Source organism: Bifidobacterium sp. C0047B3, from assembly GCF_056590535.1.
Genome location: NZ_JBWPWH010000007.1, coordinates 33834 through 43832, shown reverse-complemented (window position 1 = coordinate 43832; position 9999 = coordinate 33834). Strand labels below are relative to the sequence as shown.

Sequence of the window (9999 nt, the reverse complement as noted above, 5' to 3'; positions counted from 1 at the left end):
ATATTTGAAATTGAAACTGATGAGCTAAGTTTTATTGAAAATGATGATGTAATATTCAGTGTGTTTTATGGAGTATTTCGGATTATGGACAATAAAATCGTATAATATTCGGAAATATTTGAATAAAGTGAATAATATTATGTAGTTTTTCGCTATTTTTTAGTATGCTGAATATATGCATTGTCCTTTTTGTAAGAATTCTGATACGAAAGTTATAGATACTCGTATCAGTGAAGATGGTTACTCTATTCGCCGTAGACGTGAATGCCAAGTTTGTGGTAATCGATTTACTACAGTAGAAACAACTCAGTTGCTTGTAATGAAGCGTTCAGGCTCTATTGAACCTTTTGATCGAGCAAAAGTTGTTGCTGGTGTTAGTAAAGCATGTCAAGGACGTCCTATTAATGCTGAAGCGTTAAAGACTATTGGTATGCGAGTAGAAGCTGATTTGCGAGCACGAGGTTTAGCGCAAGTTACATCTGAAGAAGTTGGCAAAGCTATTCTTAAGCCATTGCGTGAATTAGATGAAGTTGCATATCTTCGTTTTGCAAGTGTGTACCAAAACTTCACAGGTCTTGAAGATTTTGAACATGCAATTGAAGATTTAAAGCGCAGTAAAACAGAAGAATAATAATTTTATTGATTATTGTTACAGAATATCTATTTACTGCGCTTTTGCATTATTTTGAGTTCTAGTTCTCAAAATTTGCGTCATCTTTAGTGCGTATTATATGCAATTTTTGAGTTGGTCTAGTCATTGCAACATATAGATTGGCTGCAGCAGCTAGTCTAGATGCAGCTTCCTGCTCAATTTGAGAAGGTTGCAACACTATGACAGCGTCATATTCAAGACCTTTTACTTCCTCAGCTGTGCAAACGCTGCATTGACAATCATCGGCATTTTGTTTGCTTAACTGATTCCATAATTTTTCAGGTAATGCATGTTCTAATGCTTGGTTTACAACCTTTTTAGCATGGCTAACCATGCTGTTAGGAGTAATGATTGCAATACGACCACTACCATCATCAGAGACAAATTTTTCGAATAGTTTTGTACAAGATTCTGCAAGTGCAGTATCGAGTTCATCCTGTGATTCAACCGTTTGCGATACGAGTGAATCAGGTACTGAGCGAACTGCATGAACAGTAGAAATGTATAATCCTGAATCTGTTGCAACTTTGCTTGCTGCTTCAGAAACTTCACTAGGATTTCGATAATTAATTGTTAACTCGTAAAGATCCCAATTTGGTTCTCCAAATAGAGAATTCATATTCTTCTGCCATCTGTGAGTTCCTCCGAGCGCAGAAGTCTGTGCAACATCGCCAACAATAGTAAAGGAGCGTGAAGGACAACGACGAATAAGCATTCTCCAATCCATTGCTGTAAGCTCTTGAGCTTCATCGACAACTACGTGACCATATGTCCACTCGCGGTCAGAAGCTGCTTTACGGGCAAGCATTCCTGCATCGTCGCCTTGCAGATTATCAAGAAGCATATCGGCAGTTACTATGCCATTTCCAATACCAGCTTGTGCTAAAGTGTCAGCTGCAAATTGCTGTTCTTCAAGTTTTTTTGCTTGTGCTGCAGATCTTTGAGCGTCAAGTTTTGGATCAGGACCGAGCAATTCCATAGCTTCATCAAGTAATGGAATATCAGAACGAGTAAGCGGGCTGCCCTTTGGCCTAGTAAGTGAGTTAATGTCTTCGTCGCTTAACCAAGGTGCATATGTACGTAATTTGTCAGGTTTAGCAAAAAGTTGGTCAATGAGCCATTCTCCAGTCATAGGTAACCATGCAAGATTTAAAGTAATGCGCAGTTTATCGTCAAGACGAAGTTGAGAAGTTATATCGTTTAATTCAGCTTGATCTGGAACATAATCAAGTTTTTCCAAATAACGATTTTTCAATATGCTGAGCACGGTTTTTATAAAAGTATTTCGTGCCTGATTATGCGGCTGGTGAGTTCGTTGAGCATCTGATTGAGCTATCTCAATATCTTCTTTTAGAAGAGGAATACTAAATCCTCCAACATGAATTGTTGGAAGATTTTTAGGAACGCGAATACGAGCGGCAATTGCATTCGCAATAACTGTTCGCATACGATACATTCCTTTTAATTTTGCTGCGTATGGAGAATCTTCATCTGTAGCACAAATTCCAGGAATTAAGTCGGAAATAGTTCTACTTACTACACCTGTTTCACCAAGAGAAGGGAGTACTTGATCAATATAACGCAAGAATGCCGAACTTGGACCAACAATAAGAACTCCTGAACGCTCAAGTTTGCGCCTGTGAGTATATAACAAATAAGCTGCTCTGTGCAAAGCAACAGCTGTTTTTCCTGTGCCAGGACCTCCCTGTACAACAATAGTGTGATCAAGAGGAGCGCGAATAATTCGATCTTGTTCTGCTTGAATAGTTGCAACAATATCAGTCATTTTGCCGGTTCTGCGAGAACCTAAAGATGCGAGCAGTGCTCCTTCGCCAGTAAGAGTACCTTGTTGTGAAGCTTTTCCTATTTCATCAGAATGTATGTCAAGTACTTCATCTTCAACACCAATAACGTCTCTGAAACGGAGTGTAATATGACGACGCATAACAATATCGCCATGATGCGAAGGGGTTGCCTCATAAAAAGGTCGTGCAGCTTCAGCGCGCCAATCTGTAAGAATAGGATCATGGTTTTCGCTAAGCAAACCAATGCGACCAATGTATCGCCTAATGCCTTCTGTGTTATCAAGCCTTCCAAAAACAAGACGATCTTCAACAGCTCGTAATTGTGTAAGACGATCTTCGTACATGGTTGCGAATGAGTCGCGCTCTGTGCGCTGTGTTGGTGAACCGTGCGAACCTGACGCGCGCACAGCGTCTAAGCGCGCGCGAATAGTACTACGCAAATCATCTAGACGGCTATAAGCTCGGTCAACAGCCTGTTGTTCTTCGCCAAGTTGTGAGGAATAGGTAGACATACGCATCCATTCTTCGTAAAATACCGCAACCAATTGTGCCAAAAATTAGGCATTTAAGTATACCTCGACGTTTATACACCGAGATTGTATTCCTATGTCGATCTAATGAATATTATTTGCGAGGATCTCCGAACCATGCAGAGTAAATCAATGAAAAATTGCGATTTCCATATGCTGAGCACGAATTTCCTTCGCCGTATCCAGCTTTTAACGATTCTATATTTGGCTGATAAGGAGTATAGATATAAAGCAATGCAGTAGCCTTATTTTCGATATAAACATTGCTAGATCCACATGATTTATTTGGCGAATATTGAATTGTGTTAATCGTGTTAGGGTGGTAGTTATATTGATCGTTATGAAGAAGATAATATCTATATCTTCTTGCAGAACCAATTACTTGTTTAAAGAATCCTGCAAAACGTGGGTTGCAATGAGAATCATCTGGACAATCTAATCCCATAGCTGATTTGTATTGGAAATCGCTAGGATCAGTGTCTGTTACAAGATGTTGTTCTTTTTGCAGCATTGTAAGTAGTACTCGTTGACTGATATGACATGCTTTTGCTGATTTGTATATTATGTCTGCAGAAGATTCTTTGCTTACACCTTGATACTTTGAACATAGTGAATCGGCAGGAATAGTGTGAGTATTAAAGTACGCATTTTTTAAGCAACTTTTACCAGTGCATTTTGCTCCTTTTTTGCGTATAAAATTGCGTACTTCATCTTTACTCATTGCGTTATCGTCAAAAAATTGAGAATCAGAAATAATATTGCCTGGATTAAAATCAAAGCGTGACACAAGTTGTTCTTGTTTGTTGCGAAGATCAGAAACAGTCTGTTCCCAACGTATCCACTGAACAACAGGAATAATAATAGCAATGCCTATGACAGCAATAATAATGTTTCGTAAAATTTTATTGGAGTAAAACTTATGCTTTAATGAACTGTTGTTTTTATTGTGATGAGTACCACTATTATGTTCACTATTTAGGTTGACATGAATAGAATCATGTTTCTTTCTTCTCTGCACCATGTTTCCTCCTACTTAGCTTGTTACATTATAAGTGATATGCGAATCATTTTATTATTATGATTATTTTTTAAAATTGTTCCTAACTTTTATTGTTGATTGTAACTATCAAACTGTAGAATTATCCGATTGAGTAGCTACGCGCGAAGAATTTGTTGCGATTAACTTAGATTGTTATGGCAGATTGATTTATTTGCAGTAGTTTTCTGCATAAATATTGGAATTATTAGGCTGTGGCAGGGGAGTAAGACGGTGATGATTGGGACTAAACGAATTGATTGTTCTTCTGTGGATCCTTATGATGACCCAGAAATGCGCGATAAGGTTGCTGTTCGTGCGTTAATACTACTGCTTATTACATTTGTTATTAGCACTTTGTGCTTGCAAGGTTTCAATCTTGTTTACAAACAAGTTGGTATAGATGTGAAAGCTGTTGATCAAGCGCCCCTTATAACAGGTTTACCTGGCATTATTTTAGGAATCGTATGCTTTATTTATGGTTCTTTAGGCGACTTTGTGTCATTAAAAAAGCTTGTAACTATTGGATTAACATCTTTGTTTATAGGCTCAGTTTTTGGATTTGTAGCTAATTCTTGTTTTGAACCAAATTTGTGGACAGTTATTGCTGCCCGTATTATGCAAACAACTGGTGAACAAGTAGCAGGTTCATCATTCTTAGTAATTGCAACAAAATATTTGCGAAATGATTTGAAAGTTATCTTCTTCGGATTATTTACAGCATCGTACCAGCTTTCTGCATGTATTGGAGTGTTTTCAGCAGGATTGTTAAGCTCTATTGCTTGGCAATATTTATTCTTAATTCCAGCATTAACTATTCTAATATTGCCGTCATTATTACATTATTTGCCAACAAAAAATGGCAACGGTAAAAAAATTGATGTTGTTGGTTTTACAGTCTTTGGATTTGCTGTTGCATCTCTTACATTGTTCATTTCATACGGAAACTTGTTGATGCTTATTTCAGCAATTATATTGTTTATAATTTTTGGTATTTACATTAGTAAAGCTAAAGAGCCGTTTGTTACGCCAGCTTTCTTTAAGAATATTCGTTGGCTTTCAGGCATAATTTTGATGGGTATAATATACTTCACAAATTATTGCATAAGCCCACTGTTCAATAGAGTTGGAAAAACTTTATATAACATGACTACTTCACAAGTAGCTTCTTATTTAGTTTGGGCTTTTATTGTTGCTGCAATATTCGGTTCATGCTCAGGCTTAATAATTAGTCGTATAGGAAGGAAAACGAGTTTATTATTAGCAATATTGTTCATACTTTTCGGATGGATTGGTATTGCAGTATTAATAAATTCTGGATTCTTGGCTATAGCTTTATGTGCATGCGTTTATTATGCAGGTTGTGGAATGGTGTATTCTCCACTTGCTTCAACAATTCTTTCGTCTCTTCCAGTTGAAGAATCTGGCAGAGGATGCGGAATGAATGATTTAGCTATTAGTGTTTCTGCGTCTGTTGGTGTAGTAATTTTTGACGGAATATTAGATAAAAACATGTTGAATGGAGATTCTATAACGGGTGCTTCTGGTATTTCGTCTGGATTTGCAAACATATCTCTTATGTGTGCTGCTGTTGCATTATTAGGAATTATCGTATTTGCATTCAGAAACTTTATTACTAAAGAAAGCAATGCAATCGAAGTAGACGAAGATCAAGAATAAGACCAAAAATAATAGTAAAAGCAAAATCAAAAGCATAGAATTATAATCGACAATAGCTTAACAACATTGCAAATAAAGTTTGCTTGCAACATTATGAGCAATATTGTTTACAACATTGCAATCGCTAAGAAAAATATATGCATATATGCGAAACAGCTTTTACTTTCCGTCAATTATCTTTCTCATGCGTTGTATGCTAATCGGATATGCAGTTCCCAATTCTTGCGCCCAAAGAGACACATAGAATTCTTCAGACATCCAGCGTAATTTCTCAGCGATTATTTGTGACTCGTCATGAGCTGGTCCCGCTGGGATTTTCTGAGCGTCTTCTTGAGATTTTACTACAAGCTTATGTGCTTCATCTGCTTGCCAAGCCCAACGCACGTCACGGTTTTTATCTGCTTTAGCTTTAGTAAGACGAATCACGTCTGCATGCAAGTAGCGTTCAATACGAGGTAGAGAATCAGATGGAGTTTTGGCAATAAATCCTTCGTATACAAGACTTGCAGTGTGTTCGCGTATTGATTGTAACACTGAAAGCAAAGGCAAATCAGCCTTGCCAGAAACAGTTTTACTAACTTCTGCATCACGCTTCAATATTGCGATCACATCGTGCGCTATATCGTATACTGTGTCCTCGTATATTTCAGATACGTTTGCAACAGTTTCGCGTAATAAATTGTCATCAGTAATATTATCTGTGTTCGCAATTAGTCGTTTTACTGCAGCCATTTGCAAGTCTTCTGCTAAAGCATTAGAAGTTGAATAAGGTGCGGCTGCGAGCATTAAAGCTTCAGAACCAAGCCAGCGAGAAGTAATACGCTTATTGTCTAAATGCAACATATTCAATGCACTTTGCCAAACCATTTGCGCGCGCGAAAGGTTTGTAGCACCAGATTTGTGTAATAAATCTGCTCGTTCAATAACATGCCCAGCTTGTGCTGCTTTATTTGCTTTGATATTTACAACTTCTCGCGCGGATTCTTGTGCTTCTTTTGCAAAACGCTGTTGCAATGCAATTAATGATTTGTCGGTACCAAGAATAGTAGGTTTTCCGCGATTAGAATACTTATTACGACCTGCAGGTTTATTGCGATTTTCGTTAGCTTTTCTTTCTTCAACACTAAACGTCATACGCAAGTATGGTGATAGTCTGCTTATTTGCTCGTCGTCGAAAACTTCCGGATGTATTTGCGCTCCAACTACACAAATTGCAGCTTTAGTGAAAACTTCTCTAAAATCTTGCCATTCGCTTTTTATATTGCTTTCCGCTTCTCCAATTCCCGGAAGCTCGTCGTAATGTTCGTCAATCCAAGAGCGAATTTTTTGAGCAGTGTCAGGAGCTGGGACAAACTGTACTCGTAAAGCTTTAGGCAAAGATTTAATCATGCCAATAATAAGCTCATCAAGCAAACCTGGAACATTCCAAGTAAATTCTTCAGGAGTTAAACGCGAAAGTGTGTGAAGAGGCACATGCACAGTTACGCCATCCAAAGGATTAGCTGGATCATACACATAACTTAAACGCAACCTTATAATCTGACCGTCTGTACCAACTGTATTCCAATGGTCAGGATAGTCAGCTAAATCAGTGCTTTGCGTAGTTTGTAAACGTTCCACTTCATCGGGATTAAAGTCTAACTTGTGTGGATCTTCTTCGCGATTATCTTTCCACCATTTTGCAAGAGCTGCAATAGTAGTTGCTTCTTGAGGAATGCGAGTGTCGTAAAAAGTAAATAAATCTTCGTCGTTTACAGTTTCGCTTATTTGACGAGTGCGATTTGCTTGATTATCTGCATCTTCAAGCACATTGTGATTATTTAAAATAAACTCATCGTGTGCAAAACGCTGTTGCACGTCTGCTTCAACTAAGCCTTGACGAATCATAATCATTCGAGCTTCGTAAGGATTAACTCTAGCCCATTGAACTGTGCGATCTTGAACAATAGGCAATCCGTATAGTAATACCTTAGATTTTGCTACAGCAGCACCTTTAGAAGCGCTCCAATGAGCGTCTGAATACGTGATTCTAGTTAGATTTTTAGCAAGAGGCTCAGCCCAAGCAGGATTGATTTGCGCGCAATATCTTGCCCAAAGTCTAGAAGTTTCAACTAATTGCGTACACATAACCCATGAAGGAGTTGTTTTAGAAACAGATGAAGCTGGGAATATTGCGAATCTTCCTCCGCGCGCGCCTTGATAGTCGTTTTTAGCCATTTTTTGAGCGCGTTTCATAGCGCGAATTTTTGCTAATCCATGCAAATTAGCAAAATCTGAAGCTTTCGGTTCGCGCACTACTTGCATTCCCAACATAGAAAGCAAGCCTGCAAGCATCGACGAGTGTATACCTTGCGAATCCCAAGAGCAGCACAAGCTGTGAGCAGCCTGCTGATTATTAGGAAGCTGACGAATTTCCAAAGATGGCCTTTTAGATGGAATAGGCTCGCCAACTTTATAATGCAACTCTTTACACAAGTCTTGAAGTTGATTAACTAAATCTTTCCACTGTTTTAAACGCAAAAAGTGGAAGAATTCCGCTTTACAAAGTTTACGAAGAGCATTATTGCTCATATTTCCGTCTGCTTGGAAAATATAATCCCAAATATTTAAAGCAGTTAAGAAATCGCTTGTTTCATCCGCATAACGATTATGAAGTCTATCTGCTTCTTCACGCTGTTCTTCAGGGCGCTCGCGAGGATCTTGCAAACTCAAAAACGCAACAATTACAAGCACTGCAGCAAGAGTATTCGGAGTAGTTTTACGCGCCGCTTCAATAATCATGCGTCCTAAACGAATGTCAATAGGCAATTTAGAAAGCTCGCGTCCAATATGAGTTAAAGTAATGAAACCTGATTTTCTGCTTATTGCGCCAAGTTCGTTAAGCTCATTAAAACCGTCGCTTACTGCTTTCATATCAGGAGGGTCAATAAAACCGAAATTCGTAATATCTTCGCCAGTTTTAGCAACGCCTACTGAAAGCATGTGTAATACTACTGCTCCAAGCGAAGTGCGAAGAATCTCAGGATCGGTAAAACGAGGGCGAGTTTCGTAATCTTCTCGCGAGTAAAGTCTAATAGCAATACCGTCCGCGATTCGTCCGCATCGTCCAGAACGCTGATCTGCGCTCGCTTGAGAAATCGGTTCTATAGGAAGCCTTTGCACTTTTGCAGACTTAGAATATCTGCTAATTCTCGCAAAACCAGGATCGACAACGTATCGAATCCCAGGAACAGTAAGCGAAGTTTCAGCAACGTTCGTAGCAATAACAATGCGTTGATGAGAGTGGTGTTCAAATACTCGATGCTGATCTTTTGCAGAAAGACGCGCAAAAAGCGGCACTATTTCAATAGCGTCAGCTCGCTTCATATCACTTGCTCGAGTGCCAAAATATGAGCGTAATCCTGATTCAAATTCGCGAATATCGCGCTCGCCGGAAGCGAAAACCATAATGTCGCGCGCGCCTTGCTCGTGGCTTGAATGAATCACTAATTGAGCACATGCGCGAGTTACTGCAGATGTCATATCTTCATCTGTAATATCGTCTCGATTGCTTTCGCTAGATTGGCTTTCTGCAACAGTTTCCTCATCCATTGTTATGTCAGCAAAGCCGGGTACGTGTCGCATAAGTGAAGGAGCGGATCCAAGCGGTTCATAAAGAACTCGCACAGGGTAAGTGCGTCCAGAAACTTCAATAACAGGAACTTTTATGTGTAAAGCTTGTTCAAAATGTTCACGGAATTTTGCAGAATCGATTGTTGCTGAAGTAATAATCAGCTTCAAATCGCGTCTTTGCGGAAGTAAAGTCGTTAAATATCCTAGCAAAAAGTCAATGTTAAGACTGCGCTCGTGAGCTTCGTCAATAATAATCGTGTCGTATTTAGTAAGGAGAGGATCTCGCTGAATTTGCGCAAGTAAAATACCGTCAGTAACAATTCGAAGCTTTGTTTTAGGTGAACTTTCGTCGGTAAATCGCACTTGATAGCCGATTTCTTCGCCCAGTTTTACTTCCAATTCGCTTGCGATTCGCTCAGCAACAGTGCGTGCAGCTAAACGGCGAGGCTGAGTGTGTACGATTTGCTTACCTCTTCCGCCTCTTCCAAGCTCAAGCGCCATTTTTGGGATTTGCGTAGTTTTACCGGAGCCGGTTTGTCCGGAAACAATCACGACTTGTGAAGACTTAATTGCTTCTATTATTTCGTCGTGTGCTGCGCAAATAGGAAGCTCAACAGGGTAGTCGAATTTCATAGTGTATATTTCTTTTCGTAAAATTTTTACTTTTTTGATACTACTTTGGTA

Annotated in this window: 5 protein-coding genes; 2 read left to right on the top strand and 3 right to left on the bottom strand. The window is 39.0% G+C overall.

The features are described from left to right. Positions 1–175: 175 nt before the first annotated feature. On the top strand, positions 176–631 hold the full coding sequence (gene nrdR / locus AC1EKT_RS06210) for a transcriptional regulator NrdR (RefSeq protein WP_004119918.1): 456 nt from the start codon (positions 176–178) through the stop codon (positions 629–631). Between the two features lie 61 nt (positions 632–692). On the opposite strand, the gene AC1EKT_RS06205 is transcribed toward nrdR, so the two are convergent. Together AC1EKT_RS06205 and AC1EKT_RS06200 are read right to left on the bottom strand one after the other, a co-directional pair. Continuing rightward, on the bottom strand, positions 693–2969 hold the full coding sequence (locus AC1EKT_RS06205) for a HelD family protein (protein WP_415687787.1): 2277 nt from the start codon (positions 2967–2969) through the stop codon (positions 693–695). Between the two features lie 112 nt (positions 2970–3081). Continuing rightward, positions 3082–4008, bottom strand: coding sequence for a hemagglutinin (locus AC1EKT_RS06200; RefSeq protein WP_415686940.1), 927 nt, complete (start codon positions 4006–4008; stop codon positions 3082–3084). A 252-nt stretch (positions 4009–4260) separates the two neighbouring features. On the opposite strand from AC1EKT_RS06200, the gene AC1EKT_RS06195 reads away from it, so the two are divergent. Further along, positions 4261–5703, top strand: coding sequence for an MFS transporter (locus AC1EKT_RS06195; protein ID WP_481616016.1), 1443 nt, complete (start codon positions 4261–4263; stop codon positions 5701–5703). Positions 5704–5862: 159 nt separating this feature from the next. On the opposite strand, the gene hrpA is transcribed toward AC1EKT_RS06195, so the two are convergent. Then, positions 5863–9987 (bottom strand): ATP-dependent RNA helicase HrpA, encoded by a 4125-nt coding sequence (hrpA, locus tag AC1EKT_RS06190; RefSeq protein WP_481616084.1) that lies wholly within the window; start codon positions 9985–9987, stop codon positions 5863–5865. Positions 9988–9999 lie beyond the last annotated feature (12 nt).